The organism is Immundisolibacter cernigliae (assembly GCF_001697225.1).
Lineage (GTDB): Bacteria > Pseudomonadota > Gammaproteobacteria > Immundisolibacterales > Immundisolibacteraceae > Immundisolibacter > Immundisolibacter cernigliae.
Genome location: NZ_CP014671.1, coordinates 725,822 through 747,247, shown reverse-complemented (window position 1 = coordinate 747,247; position 21,426 = coordinate 725,822). Strand labels below are relative to the sequence as shown.

At 68.2% G+C, this 21,426-nt stretch carries 19 protein-coding genes; 11 read left to right on the top strand and 8 right to left on the bottom strand.

What is annotated here, in order from left to right:
• Window positions 1-49 precede the first annotated feature (49 nt).
• Window positions 50-1,006, bottom strand: a complete 957-nt coding sequence (gene ispH, locus PG2T_RS03515; protein ID WP_068802852.1) for a 4-hydroxy-3-methylbut-2-enyl diphosphate reductase — start codon at window positions 1,004-1,006, stop codon at window positions 50-52.
• Window positions 1,007-1,139: 133 nt separating this feature from the next.
• On the opposite strand from ispH, the gene PG2T_RS15975 reads away from it, so the two are divergent.
• The 5 genes from PG2T_RS15975 (at window position 1,140) to PG2T_RS16810 (ending at window position 8,060) form a co-directional block, all read left to right on the top strand.
• Complete coding sequence (locus PG2T_RS15975; RefSeq protein WP_158513138.1) at window positions 1,140-2,093, top strand: AEC family transporter; 954 nt, start codon at window positions 1,140-1,142, stop codon at window positions 2,091-2,093.
• A 109-nt stretch (window positions 2,094-2,202) separates the two neighbouring features.
• Window positions 2,203-4,470, top strand: coding sequence for a 3-hydroxyacyl-CoA dehydrogenase/enoyl-CoA hydratase family protein (locus PG2T_RS03505; protein ID WP_068802851.1), 2,268 nt, complete (start codon window positions 2,203-2,205; stop codon window positions 4,468-4,470).
• Between the two features lie 258 nt (window positions 4,471-4,728).
• Complete coding sequence (locus PG2T_RS03500) at window positions 4,729-6,327, top strand: electron transfer flavoprotein-ubiquinone oxidoreductase (protein ID WP_068802850.1); 1,599 nt, start codon at window positions 4,729-4,731, stop codon at window positions 6,325-6,327.
• 36 nt (window positions 6,328-6,363) lie between these two features.
• Window positions 6,364-7,110, top strand: coding sequence for an electron transfer flavoprotein subunit beta/FixA family protein (locus tag PG2T_RS03495; RefSeq protein ID WP_068802849.1), 747 nt, complete (start codon window positions 6,364-6,366; stop codon window positions 7,108-7,110).
• A complete protein-coding gene (locus PG2T_RS16810; protein WP_068802848.1) occupies window positions 7,110-8,060 on the top strand; it encodes an electron transfer flavoprotein subunit alpha/FixB family protein in 951 nt (316 codons plus the stop codon). The genes PG2T_RS03495 and PG2T_RS16810 overlap by 1 nt, the downstream gene beginning before the upstream one ends.
• Window positions 8,061-8,120: 60 nt before the next feature.
• Here the strand turns inward: PG2T_RS16810 and PG2T_RS03485 are convergent, their stop codons facing one another.
• The gene (locus tag PG2T_RS03485) at window positions 8,121-9,428 is read right to left on the bottom strand and encodes an MFS transporter (protein WP_068802847.1); all 1,308 of its coding nucleotides are present in this window, start codon (window positions 9,426-9,428) and stop codon (window positions 8,121-8,123) included.
• A 192-nt stretch (window positions 9,429-9,620) separates the two neighbouring features.
• On the opposite strand from PG2T_RS03485, the gene PG2T_RS03480 reads away from it, so the two are divergent.
• The 3 genes from PG2T_RS03480 to hslU are packed head-to-tail and all read left to right on the top strand — an operon-like array spanning window position 9,621 to window position 12,686.
• Window positions 9,621-10,739 (top strand): aminotransferase class V-fold PLP-dependent enzyme, encoded by a 1,119-nt coding sequence (locus tag PG2T_RS03480; protein WP_068802846.1) that lies wholly within the window; start codon window positions 9,621-9,623, stop codon window positions 10,737-10,739.
• 57 nt (window positions 10,740-10,796) lie between these two features.
• Window positions 10,797-11,336: an ATP-dependent protease subunit HslV gene (gene hslV / locus PG2T_RS03475; protein WP_068802845.1), complete on the top strand. Its 540-nt coding sequence runs from the start codon at window positions 10,797-10,799 to the stop codon at window positions 11,334-11,336.
• A gap of 18 nt (window positions 11,337-11,354) precedes the next feature.
• Window positions 11,355-12,686 carry an ATP-dependent protease ATPase subunit HslU gene (gene hslU / locus PG2T_RS03470; RefSeq protein WP_083215004.1) on the top strand — a complete coding sequence of 444 codons (1,332 nt, stop codon included), beginning with the start codon at window positions 11,355-11,357 and terminating at the stop codon, window positions 12,684-12,686.
• A gap of 199 nt (window positions 12,687-12,885) precedes the next feature.
• Here hslU and PG2T_RS03465 read toward each other — a convergent pair whose 3' ends face one another.
• From PG2T_RS03465 to hemP, 6 genes are all read right to left on the bottom strand, one after another.
• Complete coding sequence (locus tag PG2T_RS03465) at window positions 12,886-13,569, bottom strand: Fe2+-dependent dioxygenase (protein ID WP_068802843.1); 684 nt, start codon at window positions 13,567-13,569, stop codon at window positions 12,886-12,888.
• Between the two features lie 100 nt (window positions 13,570-13,669).
• The gene (locus PG2T_RS03460) at window positions 13,670-15,859 is read right to left on the bottom strand and encodes a TonB-dependent receptor (protein ID WP_068802842.1); all 2,190 of its coding nucleotides are present in this window, start codon (window positions 15,857-15,859) and stop codon (window positions 13,670-13,672) included.
• Between the two features lie 93 nt (window positions 15,860-15,952).
• Window positions 15,953-16,378 carry an ExbD/TolR family protein gene (locus PG2T_RS03455; RefSeq protein WP_068802841.1) on the bottom strand — a complete coding sequence of 142 codons (426 nt, stop codon included), beginning with the start codon at window positions 16,376-16,378 and terminating at the stop codon, window positions 15,953-15,955.
• A complete protein-coding gene (locus tag PG2T_RS16805) occupies window positions 16,378-17,130 on the bottom strand; it encodes a MotA/TolQ/ExbB proton channel family protein (RefSeq protein WP_068802840.1) in 753 nt (250 codons plus the stop codon). The genes PG2T_RS03455 and PG2T_RS16805 overlap by 1 nt, the downstream gene beginning before the upstream one ends.
• A complete protein-coding gene (locus tag PG2T_RS16210; RefSeq protein WP_158513137.1) occupies window positions 17,130-17,423 on the bottom strand; it encodes an energy transducer TonB in 294 nt (97 codons plus the stop codon). Before PG2T_RS16210 ends, PG2T_RS16805 begins: the two co-directional genes overlap by 1 nt.
• Before the next feature lie 429 nt (window positions 17,424-17,852).
• On the bottom strand, window positions 17,853-18,029 hold the full coding sequence (hemP, locus tag PG2T_RS15720) for a hemin uptake protein HemP (protein ID WP_083214730.1): 177 nt from the start codon (window positions 18,027-18,029) through the stop codon (window positions 17,853-17,855).
• A 401-nt stretch (window positions 18,030-18,430) separates the two neighbouring features.
• Here hemP and PG2T_RS03440 point away from each other — a divergent pair, with 401 nt between their 5' ends.
• The 3 genes from PG2T_RS03440 to PG2T_RS03430 are packed head-to-tail and all read left to right on the top strand — an operon-like array spanning window position 18,431 to window position 21,359.
• On the top strand, window positions 18,431-20,119 hold the full coding sequence (locus PG2T_RS03440) for a PQQ-dependent dehydrogenase, methanol/ethanol family (RefSeq protein WP_068802839.1): 1,689 nt from the start codon (window positions 18,431-18,433) through the stop codon (window positions 20,117-20,119).
• 56 nt (window positions 20,120-20,175) lie between these two features.
• Window positions 20,176-20,448: a c-type cytochrome gene (locus PG2T_RS03435; protein WP_083214729.1), complete on the top strand. Its 273-nt coding sequence runs from the start codon at window positions 20,176-20,178 to the stop codon at window positions 20,446-20,448.
• Window positions 20,445-21,359, top strand: a complete 915-nt coding sequence (locus PG2T_RS03430; protein ID WP_068802837.1) for a substrate-binding periplasmic protein — start codon at window positions 20,445-20,447, stop codon at window positions 21,357-21,359. Before PG2T_RS03435 ends, PG2T_RS03430 begins: the two co-directional genes overlap by 4 nt.
• Window positions 21,360-21,426: the final 67 nt, after the last annotated feature.

The following is a 21,426-nucleotide window of genomic DNA, read 5'->3' as shown; positions in this document are numbered from 1 at the left end:
GCGTGTGCCGGCGCTGGCCGCGCCCGGCGCAAGCTGCCCGAGAGCGCTGTCAGCGCAGGTCGGCGGGCAGGCGGCCGCGGTCCGGGCGGGCCAGTTCCGGCGGCAGGCGGAAGATGGCTTCTTCGGCCACGCCGACCTGGGTGTCGATGGCATCCAGGCCCATGCCTTTCAGGCGTTCGATCACGGCATCCACCAGCCGCTGCGGCGTGGAGGCGCCGGCCGTGATGCCGATGCGCGTGTCCGGCCCGAACCAGGCCGGGTCCAGGTCGGCGGCGTCGCCTACCAGGTAGGCCGCCTTGCCGGCACGCTCGCCGACCTCGCGCAGGCGGTTCGAGTTCGAGCTGTTGCGGGCGCCGACCACCAGCAGCACGTCGATGTCGGCAAGCAGCGCCTTGACGGCGTTCTGGCGGTTTTGCGTGGCGTAGCAGATGTCGTTGGTGTCCGGGCCGCGGGCGGCCGGGAAACGCGCCTTGAGCGCGTCGATGACGTCGCGCGTGTCGTCCATGGACAGCGTGGTCTGCGTCACGTAGGCGACCCGCGCCGGGTCTGCCACGACCAGCGTGTCGACCTCGGCCGGTTCGCCCACCACATGCACCCGCCCGCGCACGCTGCCGCGGGTGCCTTCCACTTCCGGATGGCCGGCGTGGCCGACGATGACGACGTCGTAGCCCTGATTCGCATAGCGCTGGGCCTGGCCGTGCACCTTGGTGACCAGCGGGCAGGTGGCGTCGATGCTGCGCAGGCCGCGCGCGGCGGCGGCCTCGACCACGCTGTCGGCCACGCCGTGGGCGCTGAAGATGGCGCGCGCGCCGGGCGGGATTTCATCCACGGTTTCGACGAAGATCGCACCGCGGCTGCGCAGGCTCTCGACCACGTGCGGGTTGTGGACGATCTCGTGCAGCACGTAGACGGGCGGGCCGTACAGTTCGAGGGCGCGCTCGACGATGTCGATGGCGCGCACCACGCCGGCACAAAAGCCGCGTGGTTCGGCGAGGATGGCTTGCATGGCGGATGTTCAGTGGGGAGTCGCGCTTACCATACCGCACGCAGGCCCTCCCGGCGCGTCCGGGTCGGGCTGCGACCGTCCCGGACGCTCGCCTGCGGCAAGCAATTCAGAACAAATCCTTAGGGAGCCGCCCGTGATCAGTCTCGCTCCGGTCCTGCAACAGGCGCTGCTGCCGGTCGGCACCATCATGGGCCTGGGCTACGTGTGGCGCCGCACGCGCCCCGGCGGCCTGGACGCACCGACGGCGCGGCGGGCGATTGGCGCGCTGGTGATGTATCTGTTCTACCCGGCGCTGGCGTTTCACACCGTGATCCGGGCGCAGGTGAATGCCGACCTGGTTCTGGCGCCAGCCTTGACCATGTTCGCCATCGTGCTGGGCATGGGTCTGGCCTGGGCGCTATTCCGGCAGCGCATGTTCGCCCTGCAAGGACCGGCGCAGCTGGGCGCGTTGGTCATCGCCTGTGGCCTGCCGAACATCATCTCGCTGGGCATTCCGGTGCTGCAGGCATTGTTCGGGCCGGACGGCGCGCGCTACGCGATCTATGCCGACATTCTTGGCATCAATCCGCTGTTCTGGTCGCTGGCGCTATGGGTGGCGGTGCGCTGCGGCAACCACGGCGAGCACCTGCAGACGCCGGGGCAGTTCCTGCGCGTGCTGGCAAGGCTGCCGCCGATCTGGGCGTTCGTGGTCGGGTTTGTGATGAATCTACTGGCGGTGCCGATAGCGCCGGGCATCGACAAGGCCGCCAGCATGCTCGGCTACGCGACCATGCCGTGCATGCTGCTGACGGTCGGCATGTCGCTGTCGTTCGGGCATTTCCGCAGCTTCTGGCGGCAGATTGCCGGGGTCGCGCTCATCAAGCTGGCGCTGGTGCCGGTGGCGGTCTACGGCCTGGCCCGGCTGGTGGCCGGAGCGGGCGAAACCACGGTCGCCACCACGCTGCTGATGGGCATGCCGACCATGATGGCCAGCATGATCCTGAGCGAGCGCTTTGGCCTGGATACCGAACTGCTGGCGGCGGTGATGGTCGGCTCGACGCTGTTGTACTTCGTCACCCTGCCGATCGGCATGGCGCTGCTGATGTGACGGCCAATGTGAAGGCGGACGGCTTGCCAGCGGTGGCTAACATTCATTAAGGTTCGCGGCTTCGTTGCAGTGCGGAAAAGCAGCAACAGGACTTGGGGGCGCGCAGGTGATGCTGGATACGACGATCAGGCAGGTGGCGGTGCTGGGCGCCGGCAACATGGGTGCCGGCATTGCCGCGCAGGTGGCAAACGCCGGTGTGCCGGTGCTGCTGCTGGACCTGACGCGCGAGGCGGCCGAACGCGGCAAGCAGGATTTGTTCAAGCGCAAGCCGGCGCCGTTGATGAACCGCGCGGCGGCCGAGCTGATCCGGACCGGCGGTTTCGACGAGGATCTGGGCTGGCTGTCCGAGGCCGACTGGATCGTCGAGGTGGTGGTCGAGCGCCTGGCGGTCAAGCAGGCGCTGTTCGAGCGGGTCCAGCGCGTGCGCCGGCCGGGCTCGATCGTCAGTTCCAACACCTCCGGCATCCGCCTTTCCGAAATCACCGCCGGCCTGCCGCCGAGCTTCGCGGCCGATTTCCTGATCACCCATTTCTTCAACCCGCCGCGCTACATGGGCCTGCTGGAGCTGGTGGCCGGCCCGGCTACCCGGCCGCAGGCGACCGAAGCGCTGCGCGAGTTCTGCACTGTGCAACTGGGCAAGGAAGTGGTCGATGCCCGCGACACGCCGTCGTTCATCGGCAACCGCATCGGCGTGCTGGCCATGCTGGCCGGGGTACGGGCGGCGCTGCAGCTGGGCCTGACGGTTGAGCAGGCTGACGCCGTCGCCGGCAAGCCGATCGGCCTGCCGGGCACCGGCGTGTTCGGCCTGATCGACCTGGTGGGCCTGGACGTGCTGGCCGACATCGCGCGCAACATGCAGGGCCAGTTGCCGGCCAGCGATCCAGCGCAGCCACTGCTGGACCTGCCGCCCCTGCTCAAGACCATGCTGGAGCGCGGCTGGATCGGCCGCAAGGCCGGTGGCGGCTTTTATCGACTTACGGCGGACAAGCAGCGCCAGGCGCTGGACCTCGGCACACTCGATTATCGGCCGCAGCAGAAGGTGGACCTTGCCGGCGCCAGGGCGCGCACGCCGGTCGAGCTGCTCGCCGGTGACGACGCGGGGGCGGCTTTCGCGCGCAGCTTGCTGGGCTACGCCCTGACCTACACGGCCACCGTGGCGCCGGAAATCGCCGGCGACGTGCTCGCCATCGACACCGCCATGCGCGAGGGCTATTCATGGCGCTGGGGGCCGTTCGAGCTGCTGGATCAGATCGGCCTGGCCAGGTTTGCGCAGCGCCTCGAGGCCGACGGCCAGCCGGTGCCGGCGCTGTTGAAAACGGCGCTGGCCAGCGGCGATGGACGGTTCTATCGCGAGGACGCCGACGGCCCGCAGTACCTCGGCTTCGATGGCGCGTATCGCCCGCTGCCGCACCAGGCCGGCACGCTGACCGTGGCCGACCTGCGCCGCGCCGGCAAGCCGGTGCTGGGCAATGCCTCGGCCAGCCTGTGGGACATGGGCGAGGGCGTGGCGCTGCTCGAATTCCACACCAAGATGAACGCGCTCGACGAACACACTGTTGAGGCCATGCAGCTGACGCTGGACCGGGTCGGGCAGGATTTTCAGGCGCTGGTCATCGGCTCTGATGCGCCGCATTTTTGCGCCGGCGCGAACCTGAAGCGGATGCTGGATGCCGCCCGTGGCGGCGACTGGACGTTCCTGGAGGGCTTCATCGACGGCCTGCAGCGCGCCCTGATGGGCTTCAAGTACGCGCCGTTCCCGGTCGTCGGCGCGCCGCGCGGGCTGGCGCTGGGCGGTGGCTGCGAGGTGCTGCTGCACTGCAACGCGCTGCAGGCGCATGCCGAGCTGAACGCCGGGCTGGTGGAGCTGCGCGTCGGCCTGCTGCCGGCCGGCGGCGGCACCAAGGAAATGACGCTGCGGTACCTGGATGCCGGTGTCGAGCGGGGCTTCGACCTGATCGTCGGTGCCGTGGTGTCGCAGTCGGCCGCCGACGCGCGCGACATGCGCGTTCTGACCGACCGCTGCGCCATCACCATGCACAGCAGGCGCGTCCTTGCCGACGCCAAGGCCATGGCCCGGCTCATGATCGGCAGCTATTCGTCCGCCAAGCCAGCAGTTGTGAACCTGCCGGGGGCCTCCGGGCGGGCGGCGCTCGAAGCGCGCGTCGCGGCGCAGGTCGAGGCCGGTAAAATGACCGCCCACGACGCCGTGGTGGCCAGCCACATGGCCGCCGTGATGAGCGGCGGGGCCGGCGGGCAGGTGACGGAGCAGGAGCTGCTGCGCCTGGAGCGCGAGCATTTCCTGGAACTGCTGCGCCTGCCGCTGTCCCAGGCGCGCATGGAACACATGCTGGCCACCGGCAAGCCGCTGCGTAATTGAAATGGCTTGCGCGTGCGGTCGCGGCCATGGCGTTTTTTGTAGGAGCGGGCCATGCCCGCGACCGGGACGGCGGGTGGTGTTGAAACGCAGCGATGAATCGGGACGGCGCCGTTGACGGCAGGGTTGCGGTCGCGGCCATGGGCCGCTCCTACGGCCGAGGTGTTGTTGCAGGAGCGGGCCATGCCCGCGACCCGGCCCGCTGGCGGACAATCCGGCAATGAAAATGAATAACTGGCTGACCAAGGGGATCGGGCGGCAATGAGCGAGCGCGACGTGATCGAATTCGACGTGCTGGTGGTCGGTGCCGGCCCGGCCGGCCTGGCCACCGCCATCCGCCTCAAGCAGCTCAGCCCCGACAGGAGTGTGTGCCTGATCGACAAGGCCTCGCAGATCGGCGCGCAGATCTTGTCGGGCGCGGTCATCGAGCCGCAGCCGCTGGACGAGCTGCTGCCCGGCTGGCGCGACAATCCGCCGCCGGTGTGCGTGCCGGTGCGTCACGACGAGTTTGCGTTCCTGACCAAGTCCCGCCGCCTGCGCTCGCCGGTGATCCCGCCGCAGATGCGCAATCACGGCAATTTCATCGTTTCCTTGGGGGCGCTGTGTGCCTGGCTGGCGCCGCAGGCGGAAGCCCTGGGCGTCGAGGTGTTTCCGGGCTTTGCCGCCGCCGAGCCGCTGTTCGATGCGGATGGCCAGCGCGTGATCGGCGTGCGCATCGGCGACATGGGTCTGGACAAGCAGGGTCAACCGAAGGACAGCTACACGCCCGGCATCGACATCCACGCCAAGACCACCGTGCTGGCCGAAGGTTGCCGCGGCAGCCTTGCCAAGCAGCTGATCCGCCATTTCGGGCTCGACGCCGGCATCGACCCGCAGACCTACGGCATCGGCATGAAGGAGCTGTGGCAGTTGCCGGCCGGCCGCGGCGATCCGGGGCTGACGCAGCACACCATCGGCTGGCCACTTGATTCGGCGACGTATGGCGGCAGCTTCATCTACCACCTGACCGAGGATCGGGTGGCGGTGGGTTTTGTGGTCGGGCTCGATTACAGCGACCCGAACTTCTCGCCCTTCGAGGCCTTTCAGCAGTTCAAGCATCACCCGACCGTCAAGCCGCTGCTGGAAGGCGGCAGCATCATCTCGTCCGGCGCCCGGGCGCTGGTGGAAGGCGGCCTGCAGTCGCTGCCGCGCCTGAGCATGCCCGGCGCGCTGCTGGTGGGCGACGCCGCCGGCATGATCAACGTGCCCAAGATCAAGGGCACGCATATGGCCCTGCGCGCCGGCATGCTGGCGGCCGAGCATCTGGTGGCTGAAGCGGGCGATCGCTTCGATGCCGGCTGGCGGGCTTCGCCATCGGCGGCGGAACTCAGGCGCGTGCGCAACATCCGCCCCGGCTTCCACCACGGCCTGTGGGCGGGCCTGGCCAATGCGGCGCTCGAAACCGTGACCCTGGGCCACACGCCCTGGACGCTGCGCAACCACGCCGACCACAGCGCGCTGCGCCTGCTGTCGGCCGGCGCGCCGCCGCCGGATTACGTGGAACGCACGCTCGAGCCGCGCGACCGGCTGGCGTCGGTGTACTTCGCCGCCACCGAGCACGACGAGGACCAGCCGGTGCACCTGCACGTGGCCGACACCAACATCTGCGTCACCCGCTGCCGTCAGGAATACGGCAACCCGTGCACGCGCTTCTGTCCGGCCAATGTCTACGAGATGGTCGAGGAGGAAGGCGCCCTGCGCCTGCAGATCAACGCCGCCAACTGCGTGCACTGCAAGACCTGCGACATCAAGGATCCCTACGAGATCATCACCTGGGTGCCCCCGGAAGGCGGCGCCGGGCCCAATTACGTCAATCTGTAAGACGACCGCCCGGCGGTCATTTCCCGAGGAGAAAGCATGAAAGTCCTGGTGGGCGTCAAGCGCGTGGTCGACTACAACGTCCGCATCCGCGTCAAACCCGACGGCAGCGGTGTGCTCACCGACGGCGTCAAGATGAGCATGAATCCCTTCGACGAAATCGCCGTCGAGGAGGCCATCCGCCTGCGCGAGCGCGGCCATGCCACCGAGCTGGTCGCCGTCAGCATCGGCCCGCTGGCGGTGCAGGAACAGCTGCGCACGGCGCTGGCCATGGGCATGGACCGCGCCATCCACGTGGAATCGGCCACCGCCCTGCAGCCGCTGGAAGCCGCGCAAGTGTTCTGCGCCCTGGCGCAGCAGGAGCAGGCCGACATCGTGCTGCTGGGCAAGCAGGCCATCGACGACGACTCGGGTCAGACCGGGCAGATGACGGCCGCCCTGTGGGGCCGGCCGCAGGCGACCTACGCTTCGGTGATTGAGATCAACGGCAGCACCGCCCGGGTGACGCGCGAGGTGGACGCGGGCCTCGAAGTCATCGAGGTCGACCTGCCGGCCGTGTTCACCAGCGACCTGCGCCTGAACGAGCCGCGCTACGTCAAGCTGCCGGAAATGATGAAGGCCAAGAAGAAGCCGATGGACGTCAAGCCTGCCGCCGAACTGCTGGGCAGCAACGTGCCACGCCTGGAACTGGGCACCGTGCGGCCACCACCGGCGCGCGGTGCCGGCATCAAGGTCAAGACGGTTGAAGAACTGGTAACGGAATTGCAGGGGCGGGGGCTGATCTGATGGCCAAGGTATTGCTGATTGCCGAACACGACGGCACCAAACTGAACGCCGGCACTGCCAAGGTGCTGGCCTGCTGCGCGGATCTGGGCGCCGAAGGCGTCGACGTGCTGGTGTCCGGCGCCGATGGCGCCGGGCTGGACGGCGTGTGCGCGCAGGCGGCGGCGCTGGCCGGCGTGAGCCGGGTGCTCAGGAACGCCGATGCCCGCAACGCCGCGCCGCTGGCGGCGATCCTGGCGCCGCAAATCGCCGATCTGGCGGCCGGTTACGGCTACGTGCTGGGGCCATCCACCACCTTTGGCAAGGATCTGCTGCCACGCGTGGCGGCGCTGCTGGGCGCCCCGGCGCTGTCCGACATCATGAAGGTGCTCGGCCCGCGCAGCTTCGAGCGGCCCATCTATGCCGGCAACGCCATCCTGACCGTGAGCGTGCCGGACGGCGCGCCGGTGGTCGGCACTGTGCGCGTGGCCTCCTACAAGGCGGTCGGTGAGCAGGCGCCGGCGCCGGTAGAGGCCGTCAGCAGCAGCGCCGAGCTGCCCGGCCATACCCGCTTCGTCGAGCTGCGTGCCGGCTCCAGGGACCGACCGGACCTGCAATCCGCCAACAAGGTGGTGTCCGGTGGCCGCGGCGTTGGCAGCAGCGAGAACTTCCGGCTCATCTTCGAGCTGGCCGACAAGCTGGGCGCCGCGGCCGGTGCCTCGCGCGCAGCAGTCGACGCCGGCTTCGTGCCCAACGACATGCAGGTCGGCCAGACCGGCAAGGTGGTGGCGCCGGAGCTGTACATCGCGGTCGGCATCTCGGGCGCCATACAGCACCTGGCCGGCATCAAGGACGCCGGCACCATCGTCGCCGTCAACAAGGATGCCGACGCGCCGATCTTCGAGGTGGCCGACATCGGCCTGGTGGCTGACCTGTTCGAGGCCGTACCGGCGCTGGTCAAGGCGCTGCCCTAAGCGGGGCTGCCCGGTCCGGTGGCGCTGCGGGTCAGGCGCCGTGCCGGCTGTCGGGACCGCTCAGGCGCCGGGCGGCGCTCGCACGCGCCATAGCAATGCCGCCACTGCCATCAGCGGCAGCGCCAGCAGCGCGAAGTAGCGGCCCATCGGCCAGCCCAGGCTGATCAGGACGCCACCCAGGTACGGGCCGAGGATGGCGCCAAAGCGCCCGGCGCCGATGGCGAGTCCAATCCCGGTGGCGCGGCTCGACGCCGGATACAGGCGCGCGGCCAGGGAATACAGGCCGATCAGGCCGCCCAGTGAGAAAAAGCCGGCCAGGATGGTGAGCGCGAACAGCAGGTCGGTGGCCTTGCCGGCCTGACCCAGGGCCATGATGAGCAGTCCGCCGAGCGCAAAAAAGGCGCTCATCATGGTGTAGATCGACCAGCGCGCGGACATGTGGCCCAAGTACAGCATGCCAAGGCCACCGCCCAGATTCAGCATCATTCCCGCGCGAATGGCCTGCTCGCCCGGCAGTCCGGCTTCGACCAGTACGGTCGGGGTCCAGTTGAGCAGGAAATACAGCGTCAGGTTGCCCAGAAAAAAGCAGCCCCACAGCGCCAGCCCGGGCGCCAGCCAGCGGCCGCGCAGCACCTCGCGCACGCTCGATGTGCCGAGCGCATCCGCTTGGGCGCCGGCAGCGGCAAGGTCGATGCCCAGCCTGGCGGCCAGTTTGTCGGCGGCGGCCCGCGACCGGGGTCGATCCTGCCTGAGCAGGTAGTGCAGCGACTCGGGCAGGCCCAGCAGCAGCACGGGCAGCGTCGCCAGGGTGAACAGGCCGCCGACGACGAACACCGCCTCCCAGCCGGCGGAAGGAATGAGCCGGCTGGCCAGAAAGCCACCGGCGATGCCGCCGACCGGGTAGCCCAGGTGCATGAAGCTGATGGCCAGGTTTCTGCGCCGATCCGGCGTGTATTCCGCCACCAGCGTGTTGAGGCTCGGCAGCAGGGCGCCGATGGCCACCCCGGTGACGCCGCGCAGCAGGATCAAGGGCAGCACGCTGGTGACAGCGGCGGTGGCCAGCGTGCTCAGACCCAGCACGGCGGTCGCCAGGATGATCATCCGCCGGCGGCCGATGCGATCCGCGGCCGGTCCCAGCAGCAGCGAGCCGACGGTCATGCCCAGCAGGCCGCTGCTGAACACGATGCCCAGCGTGCGCGGGTCCAGCTGCCACGCCTTGGCGAGCGTCGGGGCGGCAAAGGAAATGGCCAGCAGGTCGAAGCCGTCCAGGATGTTGACCAGCCAGCACAGGCCCACGACCTGCCACTGCAGGCGTCTGAACGGCTGTGCGTCGAGCTGCGCCTGCAGCGACCGGGAAGTTTCGGTCATCGTTGTCCTTGGTCTGTCGGCCGCGATCAGCACGTCTGCCGATGCTCGACACAGTCGAGAAAAGGCGCCGCGGATTGTGCCGCGTTTCGTTCAGGCCGGTCGCCGTGAAGCCACTCTGAAGCGCACCGGGTACGCCCTTGCGAACGGTCGCGGGCGATACTGGACCCACGACTCCCGCCGGGATGGCCCGACATGAACCTTGCTGCCGAATTCAACCTCGCTCCCGACCTGATCTACCTGAACCACGCCGCGGTCGCGCCGTGGCCGCGGCGCACGGCCGATGCGGTGGCGTGCTTTGCGGCCGAGAATGCCCGCGATGGGGCGCGCCACTATCCACGCTGGTTGCAGGTCGAGCGGCGGCTGCGCGAGCGCCTGGCGCGGCTGATCGGTGCGCAGGCGCCGGACGTTGCGCTGCTGAAGAACACCTCCGAGGCGATCTCGGTGGTGGCCTTCGGCTTTCCCTGGCAGGCCGGCGACAACCTGGTGCTGGCGGCCGAGGAGTTCCCGTCGAATCGGATTGCCTGGCAGGCGCTGGCGCGGCTTGGCGTGCAGTGCCGGGTGGCGCAGTTGACCGGCGCCAGGGATCCCGAGCAGACCTTGCTGGACCTGATCGACAACCGCACGCGCCTGCTCACGGTGTCGTCCGTGCAGTACGGCAACGGCCTGCGCATGGACCTGGAGCGCCTGGGCGCGGCCTGCCGCAGGCGCGGCGTGGCGCTGTGCGTGGACGCCATCCAGAGCCTGGGTGCGCTGGCCTTCGACGTCGAAGCAGTCCAGGCCGACTTCGTGATGGCGGACGGTCACAAGTGGATGCTGGGGCCGGAGGGCCTGGCGCTGCTGTGGGTCCGCCCGCAGTGGCGCGAGCGCCTGACGCTGTACCAGTACGGCTGGCACATGACGCGCCAGGCCGGCGATTTCGACGCGACCGAATGGCAGCCAGCCGACGACGCGCGGCGCTTCGAGTGCGGCAGCCCGAACCTGCTGGGCGCCCACGGCCTGGAGGCCAGCCTGTCTTTGCTTGAGGAATACGGCATGCCAGGCGTGCAGGCAGACCTGCTGGAACGCAGTGCTCATCTGATCGAACGCATCAGCGCCGCGCCCGGCCTGGAGCTGCTCGGTGACCCGCGCGTCGAGCGTCGCAGCGGCATCGTCACCTTTCGCCATCGCGGCATCGACAACGCGGCGCTGCACCGCCGCTTGAGTGAAGCGGGCGTGGTATGCGCGCCGCGTGGCGGTGGGGTGCGCTTCTCGCCGCACTTCCACACGCCGCTGCAGCAACTCGACGCGGCGCTGGCGGTCGTACCAGACTGAGGCGGCGCGGGCGGCGGGTAAAATCGCCGCTTCTTACGACACAACGATGGAAACCGCATGGAAGCCTTTCACGGCACGACCATCCTGTCCGTCCGGCGCAATGGCCGGGTGGTGCTGGGCGGCGACGGCCAGGTCACGCTGGGCAACATGGTCATGAAGCGCGGCGCGCGCAAGGTGCGCCGCCTGCACCACGGCAGGGTGCTGGCCGGCTTTGCCGGCGCCACGGCGGATGCCTTCACATTGTTCGAGCTGTTCGACGCCAAGCTGGAAAAACACTCCGGCCAGCTCGCCCGCGCGGCCGTGGAGCTGGCCAAGGACTGGCGCACCGACCGCCTGCTGCGGCGACTGGAAGCCATGCTGGCGGTGGCCGACGCGGAAAGCTCGCTCATCATCTCCGGCAACGGCGACGTGCTGGAGCCCGAGGATGGCCTGATGGCCATTGGCTCCGGTGGCGCCTTTGCCCAGTCCGCGGCGCGCGCGCTGCTGGATCACTCGCAGCTCGATGCGCGGCAGATCGTCGAGGCGGCGCTGGGCATCGCTGCCGACATCTGCATCTACACCAACCGCGAATTCACCTTTGAGGAACTGGGCGCCTGAGGCCCACCCGCCATGTCCATGACCCCACGCGAAATCGTCCAGGAACTCGACAAGCACATCATCGGCCAGGACGCCGCCAAGCGTGCCGTGGCGATTGCCCTGCGCAACCGCTGGCGCCGTCAGCAGGTGGCCGAGCCGCTGCGGCACGAGATCACGCCCAAGAACATCCTGATGATCGGCCCGACCGGCGTCGGCAAGACCGAGATCGCGCGCCGCCTGGCGCGCCTCGCCGGGGCGCCGTTCCTGAAAATCGAGGCAACCAAGTTCACCGAGGTCGGCTACGTCGGGCGTGACGTGGAGTCCATCATCCGCGACCTGATGGACGTGGCCGTCAAGCAGACCCGCGAACAGGAACTGGCCAGGGTGCGCCACCGCGCCGAAGACGCCGCCGAGGAGCGCGTGCTGGACCTGCTGCTGCCCGGTTCGCGCAGCGAGGACGCCTGGGCTGCGCAGGACAGCAGCGCCGACACGCGCCAGAAACTGCGCAAGCGCCTGCGCGAAGGGCAACTGAACGACAAGCAGGTCGAGATCGAAGTCAGCCTGCCGCAGGTCGGCGTCGAGATCATGGCCCCGCCGGGCATGGAGGAACTGACCCAGCAGTTGCAGGGCATGTTCCAGAACATGGGCGGGCGGCGCACGCGCCGGCGTCAGGTGCGGGTGGACGAGGCGCTGCGCCTGCTGACCGACGAGGAAGCCGCCAAGTTCGTCAATGACGACGACATCAAGCGCAGCGCCGTCGCCAATGCCGAGCAGAACGGCATCGTGTTCATCGACGAGATCGACAAGATCACCCAGCGCGGCGGCGGCCAAGGTGGCGGCAGCGGGGGGGAGGTGTCGCGCGAGGGCGTGCAGCGCGATTTGCTGCCGCTGATCGAGGGCAGCACCGTCACCACCAAGCACGGCCAGGTGCGCACGGACCACATCCTGTTCATCGCGTCCGGCGCGTTTCACCTGAGCAAGCCCTCGGACCTGATTCCGGAGCTGCAGGGCCGGCTGCCGATCCGCGTCGAGCTCGAATCGCTGCGGGTCGAGGATTTCGTGCGCATCCTGACCGACACCGACGCGGCGCTCACCGAGCAGGCCACGGCGCTGCTGGCCACCGAAGGCGTCAGGCTGCAATTCGAACCGGACGGTGTGCAGCGGCTGGCGCAGATCGCGTTCGAGGTCAACGAGCGTACCGAGAACATCGGCGCCCGCCGCCTGCACACGGTCATGGAGCGGTTGCTGGAGGACCTGTCCTTTGCGGCGCCCGACCGCGGCGGCCAGCAGGTGACGGTGGATGCCGCCTACGTCGACCAGCGCCTGAAGGATCTGGCCGGCAATCAGGACCTGAGCCGCTACATTCTTTAAGGGCGCCCATTGGGGCATGGACGTCCCAACGCATCGATCGCTTGAATCTTTGGCCGTCGCCGCGGTTCGGGGTCGGGTCTGCGTCAGGCTTTGGCGATGGCCGGCAGGTCGCGTCCATCCGGACCGTCGACCCGCCAGCGCAGTGCAAGCGCCCGCCGTTGCAGGCCCGACATGCGGCGTGATGATCCGGCTTTCGTGATCAGACCTCGGCCCACATGCGCAGCAGGTTGTGGTAACACCCGGTCAGGCGCACCACGGCCGGACTGTCGTCGGTGTCGGTGCGCAGGGCCAGGATGGCCATGTCGAGCTCGTACAGCAGGCGGCGACGCTCGGTCTCGCGCACCATGCTCTCGATCCACATGAAGCACGCCAGGCGGGCGCCGCGGGTGACCGGCTCGACGCGATGCACGCTCGAGGCCGGATACAGCACCAGGTCACCTGCTGACAGCTTGACCCGCTGGCTGCCGAAGCTGTCCTCGATTACCAGCTCGCCGCCGTCGTAGCTGTCCGGGTCCGACAGAAACAGCGTGGCAGACAGGTCGCAGCGCACGTGGCGGGCGCTGGCCGGATGGGTGCGGATGGCATTGTCGATGTGACTGCCGAAGGCGTTGTTGGCGCCCTCGTAGCGGTTGAACAGCGGCGGGTAGATGCGCTTGGGCAGCGCGGCGGTGAAAAACAGCGCGTTCGTGCTCAATGCCTGCAGCACCAGGGCGCGGGCGCTTGTCGCGGCAGGCGCATCTTCCGGCAGTTGCCGATTGTTCTTGACCTGGCTCGACTGGGTGCCGGCAGTGTCGCGCCCGTCCACCCAGTCGGCTTCGGTCACCAGCCGCCGGCATTCCAGGACTGTTTCACGATCCAGCACCTGTGGGACTGTCAGCAGCACGGCATCTCCGTTCGTGGTTGCGACGCAAGCCAGATTCAATGGCGTTCACGTCCTCGACACATCCGCAGGGCCGACCTTTGGCCGGCCCTGCGGCCCCGTTTCAGAACTTCAGTTCCGTTACCAGCTGTACGGCCCGACCGGTGCCGGGCACCACATGCCCGCCGTTCTCGTAGACTGACTCGTAGTACCGCTTGTCGAAGGCGTTCAGTACGTTCAGCCGGATTTCGTAGCGCCGCTGCTCGTAGGCGACCATGGCATCCCAGCGCTGGTACGACGGCACCTTGTTGGGCGTGATCGACGCGCTGCCACCGCCGATGCCGTAGGCGAGACGTTCGCCCTTGGCCTCGACGCCGCCGCCGATCTTCCAGCCGTGGTCGAGCTTGTAGGTCGTCCACAGGTTGTAGGTGTAGTTGGGCGCGTTACGTGGCCGCACGCCCTCGACGTTGGGGTTGCCGCCCGGACGGGCCTCGTCGATGCGCGGACTCATCAGCGCCAGCCCGGCGAACAGCTCCCAGCGCTCGCTCAGCCTGCCGGCGCCCTCCAGCTCGAAGCCGCTGGTGTGACGCTCCCGGGTCAGCAACGGGTTGTTGGCGGCGGTTTCGATATCAGTGTTGCGCTCCCACGCCTTCTCGGTACGGTAGACCGCGGCCCGCAACGACAAATCGCCCTCGAGCAACTCCCACTTGGCGCCCAGCTCCAGGGTGCGGCTGCGCTCGGCCGGGAACACCGCGGTGGTGGGCGTGAACTGATACAGGTCCGAGGTCGGATTGAACGAATCGCTCCAGGCGAAGTAGTAATGCTGGAAGTCGGTCGGTTGGTGCGAAACGCCGGCCCGGTAGCTCCATTCGCCGTATTCGACTTGGGCGCCGGTGCTGTAGTCGGCGTCCAGGTCATCCCAGCGGGCGCCGGCAAACAGCTTCCAGCCGGGCATTATCTGCACCATATCCTGCACGTAGGGCGCCCAGGTGAAGCCCTCGTAGGTGACGACACCGTTCTTGACCCGGTTGCCGTAGCTGGCCGGCAACAGCGGCGAGGCGTCCGGGTTGCCGACCGTGGTTGGGGGCGCTACCGAGCCGGCTATCGCGTTGTACGACCAGCGCCCCGCTTCCTCGTCCAGCAACTCAAGGCCAATCAGGGCCTCATGCTCGAAACGGCCGGTGGAGAACTTGGTCGTGAAGTCGGTCTGGCTGGTCCAGGTTTTCTCCTCGCCGCCACGCGCCTGCCGGTTGCGGTTCACGATGGCGGTGCCGTTGGCAATGCTTGCAGACGTGGCACCGGCGGCCAAACGCGGTGCCACGCCCCACAGGTCGCGCGTGTAGTCGGCATGTCGCAGCACCGAGCGCAGTCTGCCGTCGGGCGTGATGCTGAATTCGTAAGTCGCCGTGCTGATGTTGGTGCGGTTGCGCTCGTAGTCGTCGGTGGTGCCGTAGAAGCGGTCCTTGGGTACGTCCAGCGGACGCAACTCAAAATACGGCACGCCGTAGTCCGGCGTGTTGTCGGTCTTGAGGTAGTAGTGCGCGAGCGTCAGGCGGTGGTCGGTGCCCAGGCCGAAGGCGATGCTCGGCGCCACGCCCTCGCGTTCCGATTCGACGTGATCGCGGGTGCTGCCGGCGTCGGTCTTCATGATGTTGATCCGCGTGGCCACATGCTGACCGAGCACGTAGTTGATGTCCGCCGTGCCACGCCGATAGGTGTCGGTGCCACCGGTCAGCGCTACCTCGTTGCGGTTTTCCGCCAGCGGCTGTTTGCTGGCTTGGTTGATGACGCCGCCGGCCTGGCCGCGGCCGAACAGCATGGCCGCCGAGCCGCGCAGCACGTCCACCTGTTCCAGGTTGAAGGTCTCGCGGTTGTACTGGGCCACGTCGCGGATGCCGTCCAGGTACAGGTCACCGAAGGAATAGAAGCCGCGCAGCATCATGTTGTCGCCAATGCGGCCGCCCTCGCCGGCGTTGAAGGTCAGGCCGCTGACGTGGCGCAGGGCTTCTTTCAACGTATTGGCGTTGGTTTCCTCGATCAGTTGCTGCGACACGATGGTCACCGCCTGCGGCACGTCCTTGGCCAGCTGATCGGTCTTACCGACGCGGGTCGTGCCGCCCTGGTAGCCCTCGGGCGTGTCGTCGAGGCGGTCGTCCTGGACGGTGATCTGCGGCAAGGTGGTCTCGTTCGCGGCCAGAGCCCCGATCGGCGCCAGCAGCATGCCGGTGACCAGGGCGCCCAGTGGCAGGGCATTTCTTGAGGCGTGAATCGGGGTTGCAGCCGGCGTGGTCCGGTGGGGTTTCGCGCATTGCATGGAGTGCTCCGGGGTGGGTTCGGATGGTGGAGCTGGCTGGCATGCATGGGCTGGCTGGCTGGATTTGGTGATCGACAGGCGGAAAGGATCAGGTCATGGCGTTTCCCTCTTGGGGGTCGTGACAAAACCGATGCGCTCGAGTCCAGCGCTGGCGGCGGCGGCCATCACCAGCGCTACCTTGCGATAGGCCACGGCGCCGTCGGCGCGTAGGCGCAACTCCGGCTGCGGCTGGTGTTGCGCGGCGGCGGCCAGGCGGGCGGCGAGCTCCTCTTCAGTCACCGGTTCGGCGTTCCAGAAGGTCTGGCCCTGGGCGTCGATGCTGACGTCGATCGCCTGCGGATCGGCCGGCGCCGGCGCACTGCTGGCCTGCGGCAGGTCCACGCGCACGGCGTGGGTGAGCAGCGGTGCGGTGACGATGAAGATCACCAGCAGCACGAGCATCACGTCGATCAGCGGAATCATGTTGATTTCCGCCGTCGGCCGTTGCCGGCCCTGGTCGCCGAAGCCACCGAAGGCCATCAGGCGGACTCCTCGATCAATCGGCTCACCGGCGCCGCAGGCTGTGCCGGGGTCGGCTCCCGGCGTGTCGGAGTGGAGCGGATGCCGGTCGACATGAAGGCGAACAGGTCGTGCGCGAAGCCGTCGAGTTCGGCCAGCAACAGGCGGTTGCTGCGGGCAATGGCGTTGTAGGCCAGCACCGCCGGAATGGCGACGGCAAGACCGAGTGCGGTCATGATCAGCGCCTCGCCGACCGGGCCGGCCACCTTGTCGAGGCTGGCCTGGCCGCTCATGCCGATCGCCAGCAGGGCGTGGTAAATGCCCCATACGGTGCCGAACAGGCCGACGAAGGGTGCTGCCGAGGCCACCGAAGCCAGCACCGTCTGGCCGTACTCCAGACGGGCGGTGTCCTGCTCGATGGCGCGGCGCAGGGCACGCGTCAGGAACTCGTCGGGCGGCACGGATTCGATCAACCGCTGGCCGGTGCGTGCGGCGTACTGCTGCGCCGCCGCCAGGCCCTGGGCGGCTAGGTGCGAGAACGGCTCTTCGGCACCCCGCGCCCGCACAAAGTCACCCAGTTCATCGAGCCCATGGGCCTGCTGGAATACGACCATGAACTGCCGGCGCTGACGCGCCATGCGCCAGCTGGACAGGGTCCTGGTCGCGATCAGGTACCAGGTGGCTAGCGACATCGCCAGCAGGATGATCAGCAAGAACCGGCCGACGCCGTCGACGTGCGACAGAAAGTGGGCAATGCCGAGCGTTTGCTCCATCAGGAATTCCTCAGATTGAATGAAATGGGCACCAGAACCCAGGCACCCACCGCGTCGCTCCCGCGCCGGGCAGGGACGAAGCGCCAGCGCCGCACGGCCGTCTCGGCGGCAGTGTCGAGCCGCTGCGAGCCGCTCGATTGGCGCAACTCGACCTGGGTCGGTGTTCCGTTGGGATCGACATAGACCCGCATCAGGACGCGTCCCTGTTCACCCAGGCGACGCGAAAGCGGAGGATAGGGCGGCGCCGGGTTGTTCAGATAGGCGGCATCGAAGCGCGGTTGGGTCACTTCCACGGGCGCCGTCGTGGCGGCGGGTGCCGTGACCGCCGGGGCATCCGAAACGCTGGCGGATACAGCTGTCGGGGCGGGTGCGGAGGGGACGGATTGGGTCGGCGCCGGGGCTAATGGCATCGGTTTCGCCACCAACGGTCTGGGTGCCGGGCGGCGCTGTGGTTGCGGCTGTGGGCTGGGGATCGGTGGCGCCTTCGCCGCTTGTGCCGCAGCCGGCTGCGGGGCTGGGGATTGCGGCGCCGGGCGTGGTTCCGGTTGAGGTTCAGCGATCAGACTCATCTGGATGATCTGCGGTGCCGTCGATGGCACCTGCGGGACCTGGCGCAGCAGCAGACAGGCCGCGAGCGCATGCAAGACGATGGCGCAGCCGGCGCCAACGATGCCCTCATGCACTGCTTGCGCGCTGCCAAGACGAGCGGTCATGCGCATTGCTCAGGCCGTGAGAATGAGCTTGTTGGTGGCGGTCAGGCGCAGGCTGTATTCCCGCGTGCCATGCACGATCACCACGTGGCGCATCCCGCCAAACAATTGCTCGCTGGTGTAGCGGGGCGGTGCGCAATTCGCATCGTCGGTCGGTCGTTCGAGCGGCGGGCGATGGCTGTCAGTCATGGTCGTGGTGGATGGTTTTTAATATAAATACGAGTGATTCGCAATTACAAATCAATTCATGCGAAGAAGCAATGCCTTTGCGCTCTCTCACGCAGCGAGCGAGCGTGGTGCGCGGTCCTCATGCGCCACTGACACGGCATAAGCGAGCACTTCGCGACTTGCGGCGGCCTACCCCCAGATCAACGCTACCGTGCGGTGGCGACACCGCCCTGCAAGCCAGCGGCTACCATTGACCTGCGCCGCCTTGATGCGCCGTGGCGGCGTGTGCTGCGCTACGGCGGTGGCTCGGGGGGCTGCCTGCAGGCTGCCACGGTTTGGCGGTTCGGCGCCGGGCGCGCGGCGGGAGGTGCGAAAATGCGCCAGTCCGCATTCTGAAAACGAAACTCGGGGAGGAGACCCACATGCGCGTGCGGCAATTCTTGATCGGCGCCCTGGCGGTCTTGGTCGGCGGCGCAGCTTCGGCCGCTGCGCCGACCCGGGACGATCTGCTGGCCGACGCCGTCAACACGCAGGACGTGGTCACCTACGGCATGGGCCTGAACGTAAACCGCTTCAGCCCGCTGGATCAGATCAACGCCAAAACCGTCGACAAGCTCGCCCCGGCATGGACTGCCAACCTGGACGACGACCGCGGCCAGGAGGCTCAGCCGCTGGTCCACGATGGCGTGATCTACGCCATCACCCACAAGAGCACGTTTGCCTTCGACGCCCGCACCGGCAAGCAGCTGTGGCGGCACGATCTGAGTTTCGAGAAGCGCATGGCCCGCGTGGTGTGCTGCGGCATGATCGCCCGCGGCGCCGTGCTCTACGAGGGCAAGCTGATCCGCCAGGCGCTCGACAACCGCGTGCTCGCGCTGGACATGAAAACCGGCCAGGAAGTGTGGAGCGTGCAGGCCGCCGACTGGCAGGACGGTTACACCATGACCGGCGCGCCGCTGGTGGCCGATGGCGTGGTGATTGCCGGCGTGGCCGGCGGCGACATGGGCGTGCGCGGCTTTCTGGACGGCTACGACGCCAGCACCGGCAAGAAACTGTGGCGCTTCTGGACCACCGCCGGGCCGGACGATCCGGCCGGCAAGACCTGGGAAGGGGACGCCTATCTGCACGGCGGCGGCGCCACCTGGTTGCCCGGCTCCTACGATCCGAAGCTCGACCTGGTCTATTGGGGCATCGGCAACCCCGGTCCGTGGAACGCCACCGTACGCCCGGGCGACAACCTGTACACCGACAGCGTGGTGGCGCTGCGCCCGAAGACCGGCGAGCTCGTCTGGCACTACCAGTACATCCCGAACGACACCTTCGACTATGACGGCGTCAACGAGCTGATCCAGGCCGACCTCCAGATCGACGGCAAGACCCGTCAGGTGATCCTGAACGCCAACCGCAATGGCTTCTTCTACGTGATCGACCGCGCCACCGGCGAGCTGCTGCGGGCCAATCAGTTCATCGACAACCAGAACTGGGCCAAGGGCCTGGAACCGAAGACCGGCCGGCCGATCCTGTCTGACACGGCCAAGGCCGTGCTGGCCGGTGAGGAACAGGTGATCTGGCCGTCGAACATCGGCGGCAAGAACTGGGGTCCGGCCTCGTTCAACCCGAACACCGGTCTGGTGTACCTGAACGGTTTCGAGCTGTCGATGAAGTACAAGCTGCTGAATGCTTCCTGGCGGCGCGGCATGATGTTCGTGGCGGCCGATTTTTCCTTTCGCCTGCCGGAAGGAGGCCCACCGCTCGGTTACCTGCGGGCAGTGGACCCGCTGACCGGCAAGCGCGTGTGGCAGGTGCCGTACGACCCCCCGGCCAATGGCGGCACGCTGTCCACGGCCGGCGAGTTGGTGTTCACGGGCCTGATGACCGGCGAACTGGTGGCCCACCACGCCCGCACCGGCAAGCTGCTGTGGAGCCACAAGACGGCGTCCGGCATCATCGGCCCGCCGATCACCTATGAGCTCGACGGCCAGCAGTACGTGGCGGTGATGAGCGGCATCGGCGGCCTGCTGGCGCTGTACCTGCCGCATCCGGAGTTGGCCAAGGTGCCCAAGGGCGGCAGTCTGACGGTGTTTCGGCTGCCGGCCGGGGGCGCACAGTGAGGCGGTCGGTCCACGGCGCCGCAGTGTTGGGTTTAGCGGCCTCGATCGCATACGCGGTGCCGGACCCGGCCCAGATCGAGCTTGGCGGGCAACTGTATTTCCAGATGTGCCGGCAGTGCCACGGCCCCGAGCTGCAAAGCAGCGGGGCAGGGTCCTTCGACCTGCGCCAGTTTCCGCCGGATGATCCGCAGCGCTTTCGCGAGTCGGTCATGCACGGCAAGAACGACGGCATGCCGGCCCACGACGACATCCTGACGAACGAGGATGTCGATGCCCTGTTCGCCTACGTGGTGGCGACGCAGCAGGCCCGGCAGGCCCGCAAGCCATGATCGACAAACGGAATTGGCTGCGCGGCCCCGCCTGCGCGGCGGCCTTGTTTGCCGGGCCGGCCTTTGGCATGGGCCAGGGCCTGAAGGTGTGCCTCGAAAGCGGATCGCCGCCGCTGTCATCCGAAGCGCGCGGCGGGATCGATCTTGCCGTCGCCCGGCAGGTGGCGGACTGGCTCGGCCGCCCGCTGGAAATCGTCTGGTACGAGGTCGAGGACGACGCCGACGCATCCCCGGCAGCGCAGGTCAACGGTCTGCTGTCTGCCGGCGTGTGTCAGCTGGCGGGCGGCTATCCGCTGGTCAGCGACGGCCTGCGCGTGCCACTGACGGACAAGTACCCACTGGTGCTGCCGGACGGCACTCGCCGCTTCGTGACGCTTGGCACGCCCATCCACACGGCGCCGTACCGTTCGGTCGATTTTCGAATCGTGCTGGGTGCGGGCAAGCGCGCCGTGAGCAGCCTGGATGAGCTGCGCGGCCTGCGGCTATTGGCCGAGCAGAACAGCCTGGCGGATAACCTGCTGCTCGCCCACGGCGGCGGCGTGCTGCGCCCAGGCGTGGTGCATGTGCCGATGCTGCAGGCCGGCGTGCTGGCGGCGCTCGAGAAAGGCGCTGGCGATGCGGCGCTGGTGGAAGGGCCGCAGTTCGATGCCTACCGACTGGCACACCCCGACAGCGCGCTGCAGGACAGCGGCTACCGGCACCCGCTGCAGGTGAACGTGGGATTCGTGGCGCTGGAAACGCAGCGCGGGCTGGTGGACCTGTTCAACGAGGCGATTCCCGACCTGCTTGCCGAGGGCGACATCGAGGCCGAGTTCGCCAAACAGGGTTACCGGTTGCAGAAACCGGTCGAGCCGGTGGTGCTGCCGCCACTCACGCTGCGCCTGCTGATGCGCCCGGCGGACGGTTCGTGATGGTGGCCGAGGTGCGTTTGCCTTGGGCGCAGTCCGCTGCGACACGCCGGGTCCCGGCCGGCGAAGC